Below are 20,330 nucleotides of genomic sequence, written 5' to 3'. Positions count from 1 at the left end.
AGGTCATGGCAAGGATGCGATGAATGGATTAGTTTGCCGATACTACAACGTCACACTTGACCGAGAACTCACAATAGCCAAACCCAGTTTTCCACCCTTACTGACGTTCAAGGGTTGGTATGTCTGGCCTGGTGAGACAACCCGTGAAATCAGTCAGAAATACCTTACGCCATTCCTTCGAGAGCAGCTGGGCGGTTGCACCAAAATCTCGTTCTATTATGCCAAGACCTAAACAGTAAAATTGCAAATTGTTATGTTTGAAATTCTCCTTGCAGCATCAACGCATCCTTACATCAAACTATGAGACAGCACCGTCGAGGCTCTCTTGTAAGCCCGGCCACTATGAAAACGGTTCTGCGTTCCGGGACATCAACGTGCGTGTCAGCCAGTCGGGATCCATTTCCGGCACGGACTGGAGAAGCCGGGTCGTGTAGTCGCTCGCAGGACGGGCGAAGACATCATCGACCTTGCCGGCTTCTGCAATACGCCCATGCTGCATCACGATCACCACGTCCGCAATGGCCGTCACCGTCGATAGGTCGTGCGTGATGAACAGGAGGGCAAGGTTGCGCTCTTTCTGGATACCTGCCAGCAGCTTCAGGATGCCGGCGGCCACGAGCTGATCGAGCGCGGATGTCACTTCATCACAGATGATGAGCTTCGGTTCCGCAGCCAGGGCCCGTGCGATGCCGATGCGTTGCTTCTGCCCACCGGACAGTTCGGACGGTAGCCGGTTCATGTATTTCGCCGGGTCGAGCTCGATCTGCTCCAACAGATCGGCGACGCGTCGGTCCCGTTCGCGCCCGCGGAGACCGAGGTAGAACTCCATCGGACGACCGACGATGTCGCGGATGCTCTGCTTCGGATTAAGGGCTGTGTCGGGCATCTGGTAGACCATCTGGATATGGCGCAGATCCTCTCGCGAGCGGGCGCGGTAGTCCGGAGCGAGCCGCCGCCCCTCGAACAAGACCTCTCCGAACAAAGGCCTCACGACGCCGCTGATGACGCGCGCCGCGGTCGATTTTCCTGAGCCGGATTCACCGACGACGGCGACAGTTCGGCCTGCATGCACGTCAAATGAAACACCTTCGAGGGCTTTCATTGCGCCATAGGCAGCATCGATGTTGCGGATGCTCAAGACCGGCTCCACAGTCGGACATTCCGGCGCGCGCCTATGGTCCAGAGAACGTACGGACCATAGGGATTTGGTATAGTCCTCTTTAGGGTCGCGGAGCATGGTGCGAGTAGGGGCGGTCTCCACTGCCCTGCCGCTTTTCAAAACCGTGATGCGATCCGCCATCTGCGCCACGACCGCAAGGTCATGACTGATGTAGATCGCGGCGGTGCCGAACTGCCTGACGATATCTCGAATCGTTGCCAGAACCTCGATCTGGGTCGTGACGTCGAGGGCGGTCGTGGGCTCGTCGAAGATGATCAGATCGGGCCGGCACGCCATCGCCATTGCCGTCATGGCGCGCTGCAGCTGGCCGCCGGAGACCTGATGCGGATAACGGAAGCCGATTTCTTCGGGTTGCGGCAGCCGCATGCGCCGATAGAGATCGACGGCGTCCTCGATCGCCTTCTCGCGCGGCATGACCTTTTTGACGACCGGCGCTTCGCAATGCTGGACGATGAGCTTGTGGGCCGGATTGAAGGAGGCGGCTGCGGATTGCGCCACATAGGCGATGCGTTTTCCGCGCAGGTCGCGCCGGACCGTTCCGCCGCAGCGGACGAGATCGATTCCATCAAAATCGATGGAGCCCCCAGCGATGCGGCATCCGTCGCGGGTGAAACCCATGGCTGCCAGGCCCAATGTCGATTTACCCGCCCCGGACTCGCCGATAAGGCCCAGAATTTCCCCGCGCGCCAGGCCGAGATCGACGCCGTCGACGAGCTTGATCCATCCTTCCGACGAGTGGCCTTCGATCGTCAGATTACGGATCGAAAGGAGCGGCGATCCTGCCTTAATGTCGTCGGTCATAGCTAGTCCTTCAATCCGCTGGCTCTGTGCAGCATCCAGTCGATGACGAAGTTGATAGACACGGTCAGCAACGCAATGGCCGCCGCCGGCAGGAGCGGCGTCACGTCGCCGAAGGAAATCAGCGTCGCATTTTCCCGAAGCATGGAGCCCCAGTCGGCCGTGGGCGGCTGAATGCCGAGGCCGAGGAACGACAGCGCCGCGATGAACAGGAAGACGAAGCAGAAGCGCAGCCCGAATTCGGCGACGAGTGTCGAGGCGATGTTGGGCAGCACTTCCCGCACGATCAGCCAGGGCAGCCGCTCGCCGCGCAGCCGGGCGGCCTGCACGTAATCCATGACGACGACGGTCTGCGCCGAGGCCCGTGCGATCCGGAAGACCGGAGCGACATAGATCAGCGCGATGACAAAGATCATGCTGGCGACCGAAGTGCCGACGATGGTAAGCAGCATGAGCGCCAGGATCAGCGACGGGATGGCCATGATCACGTCGATGACCCTGGAGAGGATACGGTCGGTCATGCGCCCGAGGAGCGCGGCGAGAATGCCCAGGATCGAGCCGATGGTGAAGGCGATGACCGTGGTGAGCAGAGCAAGGCCGACGGTATTGCGCGTACCGTAGACAAGCCGCGTGAACATATCGCGGCCGAGATTGTCCGTTCCGAGGAGATACTGCCGGCTCCACGGCTCATACTGGGCTCCGACCACGGCCGTTTCGCCGTAGGGGGCAATGAATGGCGCGAAAAGGCCGATGACGACAACGATGAGTATTACGATCATGCCGAAGCGCGCGGTGAAGGGGGCTGTGGCAAAAAGCCGGAAAAAGTTTGCCATCAGCCTTCCCCATTCAGAATGCGCGGATTGCTGACGATCGATAAAAGGTCGGCGATCAGGTTGAGCAGAATGTAGGCGGCTGCGAAGATGAGACCGACCGACTGGACGACCATGACGTCGCGATGGCTGACCGCGTCCACGAACAACTGACCAAGCCCCGGATAGACGAAGACCACTTCGACCACCACGACGCCCACGACGAGATAAGCGAGGTTCAGCGCCACCACATTGATGATGGGCGCAAGGGCGTTCGGAAGAGCGTGGAACACAATGACGCGCAAGCGGCCCATGCCCTTAAGCCGCGCCATCTCGATGTAAGGGCTCGCCAGCACGTTGATGATGGCGGCGCGCGTCATGCGCATCATATGGGCGACGACCACCAGAACGAGCGTCAGGGCAGGAAGGAACGAGCGATACAGCAACTCTCCGAGCGGCATTGCGGCGTCGATGTTGGAGAGCGAGGGAAACAGCGCCATGCGCACCGAGAGAAACAGGATCAGAACATAGGCGACGAAGAATTCCGGCAGGGAAACGCAGATCAGGGCGACGACGTTGCAGAGCCGGTCGAAGACCGAGTTCCTGTAGAGCGCGGCCAGAACGCCGAGGGTGAGCGCCAGCGGAACGGATATGGCCGCGGCGAAGGAGGCGAGAAACAGCGTATTGCCGAGCCTTGCCGACAAGAGTTCGGAAATCGGCCGATTGTTCGAAAGGGAATTGCCGAAATCGCCGTGCAGGGCGCCAGCCAGCCACTGGAAATAGCGCTGGACGGCCGGCTGATCGAGACCGAGTTCCCTGCGGAACGCCGCAACGGTTTCCGGCGTCGCGGATTGGCCGAGTATCTGCTGCGCGAGATCGCCCGGCAGCAGCTCGACACCTAGGAAGATCAGCGCGGAAATTGTAATCAGGGTGATGACACCCAGGGCTAAACGTTCTCCGAGGAGAACCCAGATTCGTGACATGCCGCCTCCCAGCGTCGTTCGTCAGGTTTTCAGTTTGTCCAGCTCTGCATGAAGAGGGCTCCCCGCAGAGCTGGACAAGGCATCAAGCCATCCACCACCGTTCGATGAAGTGCAGGCTATCCATGTTCCACATTTCGCTGAGCTGGCCGTGCTGGACCGCATCCTTCATTGCGAAGACGTATTGGCCGAACATGGGGATCAGCGCACCGCCGTCGTCGCGGCACAGGCGCTGCATTTCGGAATACATTTCAGCACGCTTGCCCTGGTCGACCTCTGCGCGCGCTTCGAGCAGACGCTTGTTGAAGCGTTCGTTGTTCCACTTCGTATCGTTCCACTCGGCATCCTTGGAATAGCCCGCGGAGAACATCCAGTCCGGCGTCGGACGGCCACCCCAATAGCTGCAACAGAATGGTTTCACCAGCCAGACATTGGACCAATAGCCGTCGTTTGGCTGGCGAAGGACCTCGATGTTGATATTCGCCTTCCTGGCCTGTTCGGCATAGAGGATCGACGCGTCGACTGCGCCCTCGAACGCGGCTTCCGCCGTATAGAGCTGGACATTGAGGCTGGAAAGCCCGGCCTGTTTGAGATGGAACTTTGCCTTGTCGGGGTCATATGCGCGCTGCTCAATCGATGGATCGAAGAAGGGCATCGAGGAACTGACCGGATGATCGTTGCCGACAGTTCCATAGCCCTTCAACACCTTTTGGACCAGCTCTTCGCGATCGATCGCGAGCTTGAGGGCCATGCGCACATCGACGTTGTCGAAGGGCGCGGTGTTGACGTGCATGGGCATCGTATAGTGAAGCGTGCCGGAAACGGTCTCGACCCGCAGGCCGGGCGCTCGCTTCAAAAGATGGATGGTCTTGAGGTCTGGTCGATCGATGAAATCGACCTGGCCCGTCATCAGGGCATTCATGCGCGCCGTCGTATCGGAAATGGTGGTGATTTCGACCTGATCGAAATGCGCGCGGCCTTCCTTCCAGTAATTGTCGCGCCGTTTCAGTCGAACGCGAACGCCCGGCTCGAAGCTTTCGACCGTATAACCGCCCGTCCCGATCCGGCTGAGCGGATCGATCTTGCCGTTTACCGCCTGCTTGATGCAGAGGTGATAATCGGCGAAGATATAGGGGAAATCGGCATTTCCCGTCGAAAGCTCGAAGACGACCGTGTGATCGTCCGGCGCTTTCATCTCCACGATCTGGGAAAGAACCGGTTTGACCGCGGACTTCGAGTCTTCGCCGAGATGATATCCCAGGGATGCGATGACGTCGGCGGAGGTCAGCTTTCTGCCATCGGAAAATTCAACGTTCTTTCGCAGCTTGAAGGTCCAGATCTTAGCGCCAGGCTCCGGCGCGAAGCTCTCGGCGAGATCGGGTGCAATGACGCCACCGGGCGCGAATTCCGTGAGATGGTTGAAGACGGCGTAGTTCGTCGCGAACATGAAGTCGTTGTTATAGGTCGCGGGATTGAAGGAATCCGAGGTCGATCCTTGCAGGAAGCCGACGCGAAGTGTGCCGCCCTTCTTGGGAACGGCCTGCTCCGCCTGGGCGAAGGCGGAGGATGCGACGGACAATGTCGCGCCGAGCGCGAGCGCGCCCGTCATGAACCCGCGACGGTCCATTTTCCCCGTCAAGAACGAACGCTTCAATATATCAAACTGGTCTGTCATGCCTGCCTCCCTGTTGATGATGGATTGCCCTCCGCTCAATGGCGGATGGTGATCGCCTTCGTGCGTGTATAGGCGTCGATCCCTTCGAGCCCCTTTTCCCTCCCGAAGCCGGACTTCTTGGTGCCGCCGAACGGCACTTCGATGCCGCCGGCCCAATAGTCGTTGATCGTGACCTGACCGGCCTCGACGCGCCGGGCGATTTTCAAGGCCTTGCCGATGTCGCGCGTATAGATACCGGCGACGAGGCCGAATTCAGTGCCGTTGGCGACTTCAATCGCGTCCTCCTCGCTGTCGACGACCTGAACCGTCAGCACTGGGCCGAAGATTTCGTCCTGGACGGCCGGATCGTTGACGGATGCGCCGTCAATGATGGTCGGCTCGAAAAACCAGCCTTGTCCCGTTTCGTCATCGACTGTGGCTTGCCCGCCGGTGATGATCCGGCATCCCCGACGGCGCGCTGCATCAACATGAGCGGCAATGCGGTCGAGGTGAAGCTTCGAGTTGATCGCGCCGACCTCGGCGGCCGGCGAGAGGCCGTGTCCGAGGCGCAGGGCACGGGCCTTCTCGGCCAGTCTTTTCAGCATGCGGTCATGGATCGGCCGCTCGACCACGAGCCGCGATCCAGCTGAGCAAATCTGCCCGGCATTGGAGAAGATTGCCCAGAGCGCACCATCGACCGCGCGATCCAGATCGCAGTCGGCGAGCGCGATCAAGGGTGATTTTCCGCCCAGTTCGAGCGTCAGGCCGGTCACATTTACAGCAGCAGCCTGCATCGCGCCGATGCCGGTGGCGACGGAGCCAGTAAATGTGACATGGGAAATCGAGGGATGCCGGACGAGCGGTGCGCCCGCGTCGAGACCGAACCCCGTGACGACGTTGAGGACGCCCGCCGGCAGACCGGCTTCGAGCAGCCAGGTTGCCAGGATGAGGGCGGTGAACGGCGTCGTTTCCGCCGGCTTGACGATAGCGGCGCAGCCCGCCGCCAATGCCGGCGCGACGCCGCGGGCAAAGGTCGAAGTCGGATAGTTCCACGGTATGATGTGGGCGGTGATGCCGACCGGTTCGCGTTCCGTCCAACTGGCGAGGCCAGGACCAAGGGGGATGGAGCGCCCTTCGAGCTTGTCCGCCGCCCCCGCATAGTATTCGAAGCAGCGAATGGCGGACTGGACGTCGCCGCGTGCTTCGGCCAGCGTCTTACCGGAATCCAGCGTTTCGACGAAGGCGAGATAGTCGCTCCTTTCCCGGATCACGTTCGCCACCCGGTTCAGAACCCGGCATCTTTCGGCCGGCGCGGTGTCGCGCCAGGCCGAAAGACCCTTCTGCGCCGATTCCACGGCCCGTTCGATGTCCGCGGCATTCCCGGCCGGAAAAGCGGCGAACGGACGTGCAAGGCCGGGGTCGAGGCTTTCGATCGTCTCGCCTGTCGCACCGGCCACTGTGGCGCCGTGGATGAAATGGCCGGTCGGCAGGCCCTCGACGCGGCCGTCCGCAAAATAGCGGCGGGCAAGGTCTTCAGCAGTCAAGATCATGCTGTGATCTCGCTTCTTTGATATTGCGACCGGGCGAGCCACTCGGGGGAAATCTCCACGCCCCAGCCCGGACGATCGCTGACTGTCACCGTGCCGTTCGTCACGGTGTAGGGATCGTGGACGAAAAGCCCTTCCTGCCACGGATAGTAGTCAGGCCCTTCGATCGAGAACTCGAGATACTTGCCGGCGTTCGGGATCGCGCGAAGAAGGTGCATCGTGAAGAGGGTCACGAGGGACAGGTTGGCGCTGTGCGGTGTGCAGGGCAGGCCCGCCGCCTCGGCCATGCGGGCGACTTCCAGCGAGCGCGTCATTCCGCCCATGTAGAGGATGTCGGGTTGGACGACGTCCACCGCCTTCATGGCGATCATCCGCTTCCAGTGCTGCATGTCGAAATCCTGTTCGCCGCCCGTCACGTCGAGCGACAGCGCAGCAGCGACCTCGCGTGTCTGCTCCATCTCCCAATAGGGGCACGGCTCCTCGAAATGCTCGACGCCGTTGGCTTCCAGCATCTTGCCGACCTCGATTGCCCGGCGCGGCGAGTAACAGGAATTGGCGTCGACCAGCAGTGCGGCATCGTTCCCCAGCGCTTTGCGGATGGTCGGAACGATGCTGTCGGTCCGGCCGTCCCATTCGTCCTTGTCGTGACCGCATTCGGAGCCGATGCGGAACTTAAAGGCGTCGAAACCGTGCTGATCGCGCAATTGCAACAGGCGTGTGGCCTCGTCTTGCGGCGTGATATCGCGACGCATAGAGGAGGCATAGGCGCGCAACGGGCCGGCGGAACCGCCGAGAAGTGCGGCCACCGGTCTTTCAGCGGCCTTGCCACGCCAATCCCATATCGCCGTGTCGAGCCCGGACAGGGCGCGGTACAGATAGGAGCAGGAGAAGAACTTGTGTTCGCGTTCGGGAATTTCCGTCACCAACGCCTCAAGATCACCTGCATCGCGCCCCAGGGACCACGGCGCGATCTGGTGGTGAAAGACCGTTGCCGTGATATCCGCATTGTAGGTGGAGAGCTGACCCCAGCCCGTGGTTCCATCCTTGCATGTCAGGCGCACGAAGCCGACGAACGGGTCGGTGAAAGTTTCAAGCTTGCAGATTTTCATTGGCATTCCATCCCGGGGGATTGTCGATCGGGTTGCGTTGCGGCTTCAAGAATCAGGTCGGCCGCGCGATGGGCGAGCATGATGGTGGGCGCGTTCGTGTTTCCCGAGGTGATACCGGGGAAAGAGGAAGCATCCGCGACACGTAGGCCCGTGACGCCGAAGACACGCAGTTCGCAGTCCGTGACGCCCGTCGCCGCATCCTGCGCCATACGGCAGGTCGAGACCGGATGAAAGACGCTGCCGCATCGCTTGCGGAAATCGTCGAGCAGGCCGTCGTCATCCAGCGTCTGGATATCGGGGGCCATCGCCTCCTTCGTGAAGCGGCGCATCGCGGTCGTGCCCGCCATGCGCTGGATCAGCCGGCCGCCGGCGATCACGTCATTCAGATCTTTCGCCGTCGAGAGATAGTTCGGGACGATCTTCGGCGCGTCTTCCGGGTTCGGCGAGACGATCTCGATCGTGCCCCGGCTGGTCGGCCGCGTCGGCTGAAACGAAAGGATATAGCCGGGGAAGGGGTCTGGATTAATGATCGGTCGCTTGTCGGACGGCGCGGTCGTGTAGGTGACGGGGTTCAGATAGAGCTGTTGGTCGGGCCGCCCGAGCCCCTCTTTCGAGCGCACGAACCCGCCGCATTGGTTGACGCTCAGGCTCAGCGGCCCGCGGCGCGTCAGAATGTAGCGCGCTCCCTGGATCGCCTTGCCCCACCACGGCGAGAGCATCGAGTTCAAGGTGGGCTCGGTCGCCTTGTAATAGTAGTTGATGCCGAGATGGTCCTGGAGATTGGCGCCGACATTGTCGTTTGCCACAACAAGGGGAATGTCGAGCCGTTGAAGAAGCGCGGCCGGTCCGATCCCCGAGGCCTGGAGCAGCTTTGGCGAATTGACGGTGCCCGCGCTGACGATGATCTCTTTACGCGCTTTAAACACCTGAACGCCGGATGCCGACCGAACCGATACGCCAGTGGCACGCCGGCCCTCTACAACGATCCGATCCACCAGGCAGTTCTTGAGCAGGGTCAGGTTCGGGCGGCCAAGAGCCGGCTTCAGAAACGCATCGGCGGCAGACCATCTTTTTCCGTGCCGCGTCGTGATCCGGTAGCGGGTGACGCCTTCGGGCGAGGGCCCGTTGCAATCGTCCGTCACCGGCAGGCCGAGTTCCTCGGCCATGGTGAAATAGTGCCGGTTCGACGGGTGAATATCGTTGCGGACGTCGCTGACGAAGAGTGGGCCATTGCCCTCGATCTCGCCGTTCGCCAGGATCCGGCTTTCGATTGCCTCGTAGTGCGGACGAACATTGTTCCAGTTCCAGCCCTGCACGCCGGCCGCTTCCCAATCCTCGAAGTCCCCGGGCATTCCGCGGCAATAGATGAGGGCGTTGATCGAGCTGGAGCCGCCGAGAACCTTGCCACGCGGCCAATAGCTCACACGACCATTGGTTTGAAGGTCGGGCTCAGTACTGTACATCCAGTTGACGCGCGGGTCGAAAAAGGTTCGACCGTAGCCGATCGGCGTTCTGATCCAGAAGCTTTTGTCCAAGCCGCCGGCCTCCAGAACCAGGACTCGGTTAGACCCGTTTCTGGAGAGGCGATCGGTCAGCACGCAACCAGCCGAACCTGCACCGACAATGATATAGTCAAATGTATCCAAGTTGCGTCCTCACGGCCAACTGCGAGCATCTGGCTGTCGCAGCCCGATACCTCGCCTCCCTGCGTTAAAGCTCGTTTGCGGCTTGGCCAAAGTCAAACAAAGCTTTATTGCTGTTAGGCATCATTTTATTTGTGACAGGATCGGCCATGGCATATGCACTTCCACCTCTTCAATGGCTGCGGGCCTTCGAGGCAGCAGCGAGATCGTCGAGCTTCTCCGCAGCGGCGGAAGAACTGAGCCTTACACCGGCGGCCGTCAGCCATCAGGTGCGTTCTCTCGAACAGCATTTGCGCTTCCAACTGTTCAAGAGGCTGCCCCGAGGCCTACAACTGACCGACATCGGAAGGGCGTACCTGCCAAGCGTCGCCAGGACATTCGACGAGCTGACGGTCTCGACGGTGGGCCTGTTCGGACGCAACCAACGTGCGCATGTGTCCGTTCGCGCCTCGCTTCTGTTCGCGACGACATGGGTCGCGCCGCGGCTACCGAAATTCTACGCGCTGTTTCCGCATATCAGGATCAGACTGCTGGCTGCGGTATGGGCCGACACAACGACGAGTGTTGACGTCGATATCCGTTTCGGGGATGGCCATTGGAGTGAGTTCGAGGTCCGCCCTCTGTGGCAAGAGTCGTCGGTTCTCGTCGCCAGGAAGGACGAGGCGATTGCAGGCGGGAACGAACGCGAAAAGCTGCTTTCCTTCCTCAAGGGCGGCGTTGTCCAGATCATGGGTTGCGAGGATCGTTGGACGAAAATCCTGCGCAAGCACGATCTCGAAGAAACCGGGCTGCGTGTGAATACGATGACGGACAATTCGCTCATCGCCCTCGAACTGACTGCCGCTGGCTTTGGACCGTGCATCGTGCAACAGAGCTATACGACGCACTATCTAAAGGAACGGCACCTCCATATACCTCTCGCTGAAGGCATATCGATCAATGAGTCGCACTTTATCGTGACCGCGCGCTCTGCCGAGCGGACGGCACCTGAGGCGGTGATTTTCCGCGACTGGTTGATTGCCGAGTTGAAGGACGTCCAGGCTGGGGGGGGATGTAACCGGTGACCCCGAGGATAACAGAAGGGGGCGTCGTTTGCGGGAGAGCGTGGAATCCTACGCTCTCCTGACCGTTATGGTGGTATGAAAAGATCGATACGAATTGTTGCAATGATCCGATCGATCGAAACCCCTGCCGGATTCGTTCTTGCTTCCGCAACGGCAGATAAGAATTCTGGGTTCGATTGTTCGGTCCCTTGTGTGAACTATGATCGACGTGAGGCATGATCTGACGCCTGCCCTAGCGACAGTCGCTGCGAGTGCGACCGGCCTGAACGTCAGACTTGATACGCGCTTCGAAGCAGCAAAGTGCGGCTCGATCGGACTCGGGACGTGCTGATGGGGCGTATATCCACGCAGCGCGACCGCCATGTCGGTATCGCCCAATCCAACAGTGGAAGTCAATCCGCTCATTGGCTCAGGCTCCGCGCTGAGGCCGCCTGGGGCATGAGGAATGCGGCGATATCTCCAACCACGTTCGCGAGACTACCCGGATCATGGGCAACGTCTCCGACAAACGCATGCCACTGTCGCTGCTTTTGCACATCCTCGGCAAAGGCCGGTGTCAGCGCATCGGGTTGGTCTTGATGTATCGTTGTCTCGCGCCGCGCAAAGGTGGCGGCGATCGCTCGTGGCAACCGGTCATTGTCGAAGGTGAAGGATCGACTGAGAATCCAGGTGTCATAGAAGTCCTTCATCCGGCTATTCGCCCGCCCGAGTGCCACCATCGCCTGGAATTTCTCGGCAATGACGGTTTCCCGCGCATAGCCTTGCAGCCGGGGCATGGGAAAGTCCAGCATGGATGGGTAATCCAGTTTTTCGGCGCCAGGCTCCAGCGCATCACCAAAACCGATGTCGATGGTCAAGCTGATCCAGGCGCCGCTGACCGATGCTGTCGCCCGCAGCCTGAGCCCGCCATATTCCAGCTACTCGCGAATGCGGTCGACGCGGAGCGCGTCAGCGTCGAACTCGCCGCTATCGCCGGCCTCCTTGTGCCAGGCTCTCCCGAAACGTCGCCAGCATCGGCTCCGCGCTCGGATCGCCAAAACCGAGCAGATCAAGGTCGCGCGTGCCGCGGTGCGGATCGTCGAACCAGCTCATCATCAGCATCGCGCCTTCCAGCACGAAGCGCTCGGCATGCCGGGACTGGCTGAGCCGGAAGAGCAGCCGTTCGAGGGCGAAGCGTGTCAGAACCAGATCGAAGCTCGGGCCATTTGCCTTGGCGAGTTGCAGCAGGCGGGCGCGCACCGAGGCGCCGATGTTCGTGATCTCCTTAGCCATTGGCAGCCAGCGCCTCGAGATACGGCCGGATCACGGTGGCAACCCCTCCTCGCTTGGCTTGCCTGGCAATATCGCCGGGGGTGGCCTTGCTCTGACGGAGCGCTTCCTGGAGACCCTCGATCGCCACTGAAAGCCCGATTTTATTGCGATATCGGAAGCAATCGGCGATGGTTTTGACGACGCCAAAGACCTTTACGGGCACGCCCCCGACAACATGAGTTTCGACGCTGTCGCTGAGCAGACTTTCGGTAAAACGCACGATGCGAATGGGCGTGCCATCGGGTTTGGGAGCCCAGTCCTTTTGCCGATGGCCAGCCACACCTGTCTCGGGAGCTGATCGGTCAGGCCGTGGAATGCGAGGGCTGACACGAGGCAGACGACGCCCTTGGGTGCGCGCTTGGCTGCTTTAGCCAGGCTATGATTGGCGTCGAGCGGCGCGTCGGAGAGTTGATAGAGGCCACGTGCGAGCCGGAGCACCTCCCCGTCCCGTTCCATGCGGCTCATCGTGGCGGCTGTTACGCCGGCGTCGCGCAGCTCCGCCAGACGCGCGATGCCGCACGACGTCAGCAGGGCGTGAGCGATTTGGCGCTGGGACGAGCGTTCGGACATTGATACGATAGCTCGGAACTAAGACTGTGTGATCCCAGATTTTGTATCACACCTCGAAGACCGAGGGAAGCTGACCGCAGTTTGGGAGTACAGCTCATTGCGAACCCAGGCAACGCTAACACGATTGCCAAGGTTCATCGATGAAATCTACAATACGAAGCGGCTCCATTCGGCGCTTGGCTATCGATCGCCGGAAGAGTTCGAAACTCAACTTGCCCAACAGGCGGCTTAGTCGGGAGCCTCGTTGGTCCAGTTCCACGGGGTCACTCCAAACCCGGCTCAGTTCCGCGTGGAAATCAACATATTAGTATTTGAAAGTCCGCTTTGCGCCCCCATTGCGGTCGTTCGGGGCATTTGCCATACCCCTCAAAATCAGTCACCTTGCTCCAATGGAAAAGTCTGTGGTCTGCGCGCTTTTTGCTAGATGGATCGCCTTCTTACAATGCTCGCAGAGGGACACCTTGAATGCTGAAAACTTGATCTAGACGCTCGGGTGATCAAAAGAACGTCTGAACGCCTCCAGTAGCTCGTCAAGTCCGCTTTCAAAATCATCCAGCATTGCTCTCTGTGGGGGTCGCCCTGTGCTTCCATTCTGGGTAGCTAAAGCGAGGGCGGCACCATGAGTGTAGTCAACGAGGATATGCGTCCAACGCAACGAGCGCTGTGAGGAGTTATTGCGTTCGCTCAAGAACATCATCAACTCGCGAGTTATCCTCTTGGCGTGATCGGGGAAAACGGCTGGTTGGGCAAAGATCGCCAAGGTGAGAGCGGGGTAAAGCACCACCTTGGCGTAGTAGGCTGTGAGGAGACTGCGGGCGCGTGCATGTGCATCACCCGTTTCAGGTGCCGCGACGTCCGCATATACCCACTCCGCTAGCGACTTGATTAGCCCATCTCGATCCTTGAAGTGGTGATAGATCGTCATGGGATTGATGCCCACGCGTGTTGCCAAAGCGCGCATGCTCAAGCCGTCCAGGCCGTCGGCTTTGAGGATGCTCAATGCCTCGGAAAGAATGCTCTCCGGCAAAACGGTCTCTCCGCCAGCTGGAGGCCGACCTCGCCCCCTTGTTGTCATATCATGACTTCATAATGAGATTGGACCAGTCCGGAAGGGAAAGACCTTGTGCCCTTGTGCGCAAGCGCCACATCACGCTGACCTCTGCCAAAAAGAGGGCGGCCACAACCGAGCAAGATTGGCACCCTCGTGATCACCATATCGCTAATCATGTCGAGCGCGAGGAAAGATTGAATGATGCGTCCTCCATCCACATAGGCGTGTCGTGCGCCCTCGGATTGAAGCATCGCCATTGCCTGTTCAGGTGACGCTGCCGAAAAACGAACTTTTCCTTCGAGCTCGGAGGGCACTGCCTGTCGTGCAAGCTGCGCCGACAAAACCAGTACCGGGCGGGTGTAGAACCAGTCTCCCATGCCTCGGACCGCCTCATAAGTGCCTCGCCCCATTACGATAACGTCGATATCCTTTATGAAATCACTATAGCCATGATCCTCGCCAGTTTGGTCGTGCTTTAGCAGCCAATCAATGTCGCCACTTTCGCGGGCGATAAATCCATCAAGGCTCGTTGCGATAAATACGTGTCCGGCGACCATCTTTGTCTCCATTAATTATACAGAGTATAAATAATGGATCTCTAACCAATGTCAATGCGCTCGGCGGCCCGCTCCTGCCCGTACCGCTCAGAATGCTGACCGTCTGTTCACGGCCGCATCTCGGTCATTGGATGCTCTTAGGGCGAGGAATAGAGTCTTCCGCCTTAGATTGTAGAGTTTCGTCCAGAATTGACCCATAGTCGATTGAGTCAGAGCGGCGATGGATAAAAGACTTTCGCAGTGCCAAGTGGCAATGAAGGTCAATTCGAGGCGAAAATTACCGGCACGCCTTTTTCTTGTATTCCAGCCCTGACATCGCCGGCCAAAATGAAAGCATCGTAGAAACATCATTGCAATTATGGAATTACTATCCAGCATTGCTAGGATGATTAACGTCGTATCACTGCCGAACTCCAACGGGTCGTTTGCGGGACGGGGCGGAATCCTACGCTCTCATGCGCGATTTAGGTTTTCCGAGCACATTTAAACTACCCCAAACATCACAAGCCCGAAGAGATTGTGAAGAAACGGCGTCCGGTCGACGTTTTGAGTTCGCAGGGAAAATCGACAGCAAAAGCCTTCGATCGATAGGTGTGACAGAAGTAACATTTTATTGGTGGCGGTCCGCGCGATGCGACAAAACCCGCTTCAGCTGTTGCTTATCATAACACCACGACCTTCGATCCATCAGGGATGCGATCGTAGAGATCGATGACATCCTGATTCATCATCCGGATGCAGCCCGACGATACCGCCTGCCCGATCGACCATGGTTCATTGGTACCATGGATGCGGTAGAGGGTGTCCTTACCGTCCTTGAACAGGTATAAGGCACGCGCGCCGAGTGGATTCTTGGCGCCACCCTCCATGCCGCTGGCCCACTGCTGATATTTTTCCGGAGAACGAGCGATCATATCCTGCGTCGGCGTCCAGCGCGGCCATTCCCGCTTATAGGCGATCTTGGCCGTGCCAGTAAACTCCATACCAGCTTTGCCGACACCCACGCCGTAGCGTAGCGCCTTGCCGCCCTCCTGAACCAGATAGAGATGTTTGCCCTTCGGGTCGACAACCACTGTTCCGACCGGCTGATCCGTGGGATAATCGACCAATTCGCGCATGTTGCGCTGTTTCAGCTGCTTCAACGAAACGGCGGGAATGGGAAATTTTTCCGTATCGATCGCGGCATAGCGGGCTGCGGCCCGCGGTTCGATCGACGGAGTAAGATCCGCAACAGGCAATACTCTGGGCGGAGTGGTCGTACAGGCCGCGATGCCGAGCGGCAGGAAGACGGCAAGCGTTAGTGTTCGGGCAAATGAGCAAAGTCTGGACGGCATGATGGTCTCTGTTCTGTCTTGCGTACGATTTGATCGAAATGATGGGATTTATTTTGCCGCCTGCCGCCGGCGTGCCTCGGCGACGGCCTCCGTGAACCCCGGATAATCGAGCGTCGATGTACGGAAGGGGCCAATGAGATAGGTCGGCGTTCCACTCATGCCGAGACTATCGGCCTGGGCGAGATTCCGCTTCAGGAGCGCAGTGATGTTCGAGCCGTTCTTTTTCAGGTCGGACTGTAGCCGCGCCATATCAATGCCTGAGGCCTTCACCGCCGCCAGCATCTTGTCCTGGCCAATCTTGCGACCAGGAATCGCCATCAAGGCGGTGTGGACGGTCTCATATTTGCCCTGGTAATTTGCGGCAAGCGCAAGTTGCGCTCCGTAAACAGACGCCTCCGTAAGGATTGGCCAGTCCTTGTAGACTAGCCTGATCTTGCCATCGGTCTTGACGATTTTGTCAAGGTCGGGGGCTGATTTCTTGCAGAAGGGGCAGTTGTAGTCGAGGAAGGCGACTATGGTGACATCACCTTTTGGATTGCCACCCGTTGGTGCTTCGGGATCGCTAAGGACGGCGTTGACATCCACGCCCTGTGCGAAGGCAGGCCGCATAAAAAACGTGGTAATGGCTGAAGAAACGGTCAGTCCTGTTGAGATGCGAAGAAACAGTCTGCGGTTCATGATGAGCTCCAATATTTGAATGTTAAGAGGCTTCGGACACGGGCAACTTCACATGCCCGCCAGCCCGAGACGCCGCGCAAAACCTTCCGCTGTGATCGCCCCGATCGTTCGCGTCCCAGCGACTTCCCGGCTGGATGCGTCGAGCAGGAATATGGTGGGTGGGCCGACGACACCGAAACGTTTCATCAATCGGCGACTGTCTGCGTTGTTGGCCGTGACGTCCGCTTTGATGATAGGAATCGTTGCGAGCGAAGCAGCAAGACTTGGTTCGGCAAGAACGCGCTCGTTTGATTTGCAGACCGTGCACCAGTCTGCGATGAAGGAGACCAGAAGTGGACGGCCATCCTGGCGGCTGGCGGCGAGCACTTCATCGAAGGCTGCTTCCGAACTCACGACACGGCCTTGAAAGGAAACAGCCGTGCCAGCGCTGTCACGCACCAGGAAGGCAAGTGGACGCAGGGGATCGGTCGCGCCGCCGGCAAAGCCGACAATCAACGTCGCGCCATAGATCGCTATGGCAAGACCCACTGACTTCTCCATGCGTAGAGCCCAGTTGCTGTCCGTAGCCAGCCGATCAAATGCTCCAAAAAACACGCCAGCGCCGAGCGCTATCGTTCCCCAAACCGGAAGCACGACCGACTCTGGCACCACGCGCAGGATCATGGAGGCGGCAAGGCCGAGAAACACCACGCCGAATATCTGCTTGATCCGCACCAGCCATGGTCCGGACTTAGGCAGATAGCGGCTGCCGAAGGTTCCGTAGACGATCAGCGGTAGCCCCATGCCGAGACCAAGAGCGAACAGCGCGGCAGCGCCCCGGACACCATCGCCTGTTTGTGCAACATAGAGCAGCGCCGCCGCCAGTGGCGGTGTCACGCACGGACCAACGATGAGTGCCGATCCGAAGCCGAGTGCTGCTGAACCCGCAATTGAGCCCGCCCTGACCTGTGACCGGCGTGAAAACCGGGACATCCAGCCGGCCGGAAGTTGCAACTCGAACAGACCAAACATCGACAAGGCAAGCGCGGCGAATATCGCCGCCATCAGCCCAAGTGCCCAAGGCGTCTGAAGCGCGACTTGCAGATTCTGGCCCGACCATGCGGCGGCGACGCCGAGTGCCGCATAGGCTGCCGCCATGGCAACGACATAGCTCGTCGACAAGACGAGCCCACGGCCGGCTGAAAGCGTCTCGCCCGATCGCGCTAGCATTCCTGACAGGATCGGAATCATCGGAAAAACACAGGGTGTCAGGGACAGAAGCAGGCCAAATCCAAGGAAACTTACCAGCATGAGCGCAAGGTTGCCGCTCATCTCCGAAATCGGCTGAGTGTCTGCTCCGCCCGGCGCAAGCTCAACGGCCGATCCGCTGATGATCTTCGACGTTTCGCTGCTAGCAATAGTATCGCCGCCAGGGCCAGTGGCAACGTCGCTCAGGTCAAGTGTCGCAAAATCGAGCGATTTCGTAATCGGCGGATAGCAGATGCCTTGTTCCGCGCAGCCTTGATAACGTATCTGCACGGTGGCCCCAAGGGGAATATCTGCTGTCCCGAAGTGGGCTTCAGCGCGATCATGATAAATCTCTGTCGGTCCGAAATTCGGATCGTCCTTCATCTCGCCGTGCGTGGTAACGACTGTAAGGGCCTTTCCCGACAGCCGCACGACAATCTGGTCCCGATAAAGATAATTCCCCGGAAGAATCGTCCAGTTCAGCAACAGCCGAGCGTCCCCCGCGCGCTGGACGGTGAGACGAAACACTTTGTCGGCAGACAACGGGTTCTGCGCATGCGCGCCGCTGCCTACCATAACGACAAGACAAGCAATTGCAAAGATTATACTATTCGTGAACTTGCCCAATATGACGTTCCCTTGTGTTCTGCGGGTTCGAAATGGGAATGCCACCTTAAGCCAGCCTTAAGCCTCGTTCGAAAAGAGAAACGAAACAGGAAGGAATTTTGTATGCGTATTCTCGTCATCGAGGACGACCCGGTTCTGTCCAACGGCCTGCAAGTTGGTCTTGGCTTGAGTGGAGCGACCGTCGATTGTGTTGAAACCTGCGCCGATGCGCGAGCAGCATTGGCGACTTCCGAGTTCGACGCCGTGGTGCTTGATATCATGCTGCCTGACGGATCAGGCCTCGTCGTTCTGACAGAGATGCGCAAAACGAGCGACTGCACGCCGGTCCTCCTGTTGACGGCACTTGATGAAACACCGGACCGTATTCGCGGGCTCGACACCGGCGCGGACGACTATCTCGGCAAACCCTTCGATCTAGACGAACTGGCAGCGAGGGTCCGCGCCATCTCCCGCCGCAACAGCGGGCGTGCCGCACCTGTCATGATCTCGGGAGGCCTCATCCTCGAACCCTCCAGCCTTTCCGCTACACTTGACGGCAACTTCATAACACTTTCCCGCCGCGAATTCGCAGTGCTTTCCACCCTGATGGAGCGGCCGGGGACGATACGATCGAAGACCGAGATTGAGGACCGTCTCTATGGCTGGCAGGAAGAAATAGAGAGCAATGCTGTGGAGGTTCATATTCACAACCTGCGCAGCAAGATCGGACGCGAAACGATCGAAACCGTCCGGGGACTCGGATATCGCATGAGGATGACGCCATGATGTCGCTGCGTAAGCGCCTCTTTGTCATTCTGGTCGCGGCCACCAGCCTCATCTGGCTCTGCGCCGTCGTCTGGATCTATCTTGGCAGCCGCTCGGAACTCGAACACGTCCTCGATACCCGTTTGCAGGAAGCAGCAAAAATGGTGCATTCCCTCGTCGGGAATGGCAACATGGCAGCGTCGGGTGCAATAGATACAGCACCCGCAACCACCCCGGAAGTGGCGAGTTATGAACGCCAGCTTTCCTGCCAGATATGGTCGCTCGACGGACGCCTTGTGGCACGGTCGAGTGGAGCGCCCGATGTCCGACTGGCTGATAACGTTGATGGCTTCTCCGACCGGGTGGCCGATGGCGAGCTGTGGCGGGTCTATACGATCGAGGATCGGGAAAAAGGCGTGCGTGTTATGGTCGGCGATCGCATCGGTCTACGCGACCGGCTGGTCAACGATCTCATTCTCGGTTTGATGGCTCCTGCCCTGCTGATCGTCCCGCTGCTGGGCCTGCTGATCTGGGCAAGTCTTGGCCGCGGCCTTCGCCCACTTGGTGTCATGGCGGATGCGCTGCGCCGTCGCGATGCCGACGATATGCGCCCCATCGATACAAGCCGAACACCGCCCGAAGTCCGGCCGCTCACGGAAGCGCTAAACGGCCTGTTTGGTAAGGTTGAGGCTGCGCGCCGACACGAACGCGAAACCACAGCGTTCGCCGCGCACGAACTACGCACGCCGCTTGCCGGACTAAAAACGCAGGCGCAGATCGCACTGACTGCAAAGGACGCAGGCGTCCGTGAAAACGCCCTGTCGCAAATACTCGTGTCGGTCGACCGCACCACCCGTCTCGCACGCCAGTTGCTGACGTTAGCCAGACTCGAGGCAGAGAACCGAGTACCGAATGACACATCTAGCGCTGCCACAGAATTGCTCACCGAAATCTTTGATGCAGCACCACCACTACCGGCAAACATTCGAGCGGAAATCGATCCAGCGCTTGCCATGCTCAAGCTGACGGGCGAGCGGGAAAGTTGGCTGCTGGCACTGCGCAACCTGCATGAAAACGCGATTCACCATATGCCAAGCGGCGGCGTTGTTTCGTGGCATGCAACACCTGATGGAAAAGGCGTCATGGTTCTCGATGACGGACCTGGTATTCCGAACGACGAGATTGATCAGGTCACACAACGTTTCTATCGGGGTCGCCACAAAAGTGCTTCAGGAACGGGCCTTGGCCTCACCATCGTCGAAATCGCCGCGAAACGCGTCGGTGCGAAACTCGTACTTAAAAACAGAACAACCGGAAGTGGCCTGCAAGCGGCCCTTACCCATCCATATGGGGTAAATCGATCAAAGTGAGCCGATCTCGCTCAAGCCGTAATGGAACTCCCACAGACCTTTAGTAAGATGACCGACTTCCAAAAACCCTTGGGGCG

General features: G+C 59.3%; 15 protein-coding genes and 2 pseudogenes. 3 read left to right on the top strand and 14 right to left on the bottom strand.

Annotated features, from left to right (window positions below):
- Positions 1-340: 340 nt before the first annotated feature.
- The 7 genes from ACZ5FP_RS27375 to ACZ5FP_RS27345 form a co-directional block, all read right to left on the bottom strand.
- Positions 341-1,981 (bottom strand): ABC transporter ATP-binding protein, encoded by a 1,641-nt coding sequence (locus ACZ5FP_RS27375; protein ID WP_464665145.1) that lies wholly within the window; start codon positions 1,979-1,981, stop codon positions 341-343.
- 2 nt (positions 1,982-1,983) lie between these two features.
- Positions 1,984-2,811, bottom strand: coding sequence for an ABC transporter permease (locus ACZ5FP_RS27370; RefSeq protein WP_464665144.1), 828 nt, complete (start codon positions 2,809-2,811; stop codon positions 1,984-1,986).
- The gene (locus tag ACZ5FP_RS27365) at positions 2,811-3,770 is read right to left on the bottom strand and encodes an ABC transporter permease (protein WP_464665143.1); all 960 of its coding nucleotides are present in this window, start codon (positions 3,768-3,770) and stop codon (positions 2,811-2,813) included. Before ACZ5FP_RS27365 ends, ACZ5FP_RS27370 begins: the two co-directional genes overlap by 1 nt.
- An 82-nt stretch (positions 3,771-3,852) precedes the next feature.
- Positions 3,853-5,442: an ABC transporter substrate-binding protein gene (locus tag ACZ5FP_RS27360; RefSeq protein ID WP_464665142.1), complete on the bottom strand. Its 1,590-nt coding sequence runs from the start codon at positions 5,440-5,442 to the stop codon at positions 3,853-3,855.
- Positions 5,443-5,477: 35 nt separating this feature from the next.
- Positions 5,478-6,965: an aldehyde dehydrogenase family protein gene (locus tag ACZ5FP_RS27355; RefSeq protein ID WP_464665429.1), complete on the bottom strand. Its 1,488-nt coding sequence runs from the start codon at positions 6,963-6,965 to the stop codon at positions 5,478-5,480.
- Positions 6,966-6,967: 2 nt separating this feature from the next.
- Entirely contained in the window at positions 6,968-8,077 is a 1,110-nt protein-coding gene (locus tag ACZ5FP_RS27350; protein WP_464665141.1) for a mandelate racemase/muconate lactonizing enzyme family protein, read from the bottom strand.
- The gene (locus ACZ5FP_RS27345; protein WP_464665140.1) at positions 8,074-9,723 is read right to left on the bottom strand and encodes a GMC family oxidoreductase; all 1,650 of its coding nucleotides are present in this window, start codon (positions 9,721-9,723) and stop codon (positions 8,074-8,076) included. The genes ACZ5FP_RS27350 and ACZ5FP_RS27345 overlap by 4 nt, the downstream gene beginning before the upstream one ends.
- Positions 9,724-9,869: 146 nt before the next feature.
- On the opposite strand from ACZ5FP_RS27345, the gene ACZ5FP_RS27340 reads away from it, so the two are divergent.
- Positions 9,870-10,784, top strand: coding sequence for a LysR family transcriptional regulator (locus ACZ5FP_RS27340; RefSeq protein WP_464665139.1), 915 nt, complete (start codon positions 9,870-9,872; stop codon positions 10,782-10,784).
- Positions 10,785-11,185: 401 nt separating this feature from the next.
- On the opposite strand, the pseudogene ACZ5FP_RS27335 reads toward ACZ5FP_RS27340, so the two are convergent.
- The 7 genes and pseudogenes from ACZ5FP_RS27335 to dsbD form a co-directional block, all read right to left on the bottom strand.
- Positions 11,186-12,056: pseudogene (locus ACZ5FP_RS27335) on the bottom strand (nucleotidyl transferase AbiEii/AbiGii toxin family protein).
- A pseudogene (locus ACZ5FP_RS27330) lies at positions 12,049-12,665 on the bottom strand (type IV toxin-antitoxin system AbiEi family antitoxin domain-containing protein). Before ACZ5FP_RS27330 ends, ACZ5FP_RS27335 begins: the two co-directional pseudogenes overlap by 8 nt.
- A 481-nt stretch (positions 12,666-13,146) precedes the next feature.
- Entirely contained in the window at positions 13,147-13,692 is a 546-nt protein-coding gene (locus ACZ5FP_RS27325; RefSeq protein ID WP_464665138.1) for a TetR/AcrR family transcriptional regulator, read from the bottom strand.
- Positions 13,693-13,736: 44 nt separating this feature from the next.
- A complete protein-coding gene (locus ACZ5FP_RS27320; RefSeq protein ID WP_464665137.1) occupies positions 13,737-14,273 on the bottom strand; it encodes a dihydrofolate reductase family protein in 537 nt (178 codons plus the stop codon).
- A 662-nt stretch (positions 14,274-14,935) separates the two neighbouring features.
- On the bottom strand, positions 14,936-15,607 hold the full coding sequence (locus ACZ5FP_RS27315; RefSeq protein WP_464665136.1) for a L,D-transpeptidase: 672 nt from the start codon (positions 15,605-15,607) through the stop codon (positions 14,936-14,938).
- A 48-nt stretch (positions 15,608-15,655) separates the two neighbouring features.
- Complete coding sequence (locus ACZ5FP_RS27310) at positions 15,656-16,285, bottom strand: DsbA family protein (RefSeq protein ID WP_464665135.1); 630 nt, start codon at positions 16,283-16,285, stop codon at positions 15,656-15,658.
- A gap of 48 nt (positions 16,286-16,333) precedes the next feature.
- Positions 16,334-18,055, bottom strand: coding sequence for a protein-disulfide reductase DsbD (gene dsbD, locus ACZ5FP_RS27305; RefSeq protein WP_464665134.1), 1,722 nt, complete (start codon positions 18,053-18,055; stop codon positions 16,334-16,336).
- A 186-nt stretch (positions 18,056-18,241) separates the two neighbouring features.
- On the opposite strand from dsbD, the gene ACZ5FP_RS27300 reads away from it, so the two are divergent.
- Positions 18,242-18,904, top strand: a complete 663-nt coding sequence (locus tag ACZ5FP_RS27300; RefSeq protein WP_464665133.1) for a response regulator — start codon at positions 18,242-18,244, stop codon at positions 18,902-18,904.
- Positions 18,901-20,253: an ATP-binding protein gene (locus ACZ5FP_RS27295; RefSeq protein ID WP_464665132.1), complete on the top strand. Its 1,353-nt coding sequence runs from the start codon at positions 18,901-18,903 to the stop codon at positions 20,251-20,253. Before ACZ5FP_RS27300 ends, ACZ5FP_RS27295 begins: the two co-directional genes overlap by 4 nt.
- Positions 20,254-20,330: the final 77 nt, after the last annotated feature.

This window comes from Phyllobacterium sp. T2-21 (assembly GCF_055378485.1).
The sequence above is the reverse complement of the archived record's forward strand: the minus strand, read 5'-3'. Positions and strand labels throughout refer to the sequence as shown.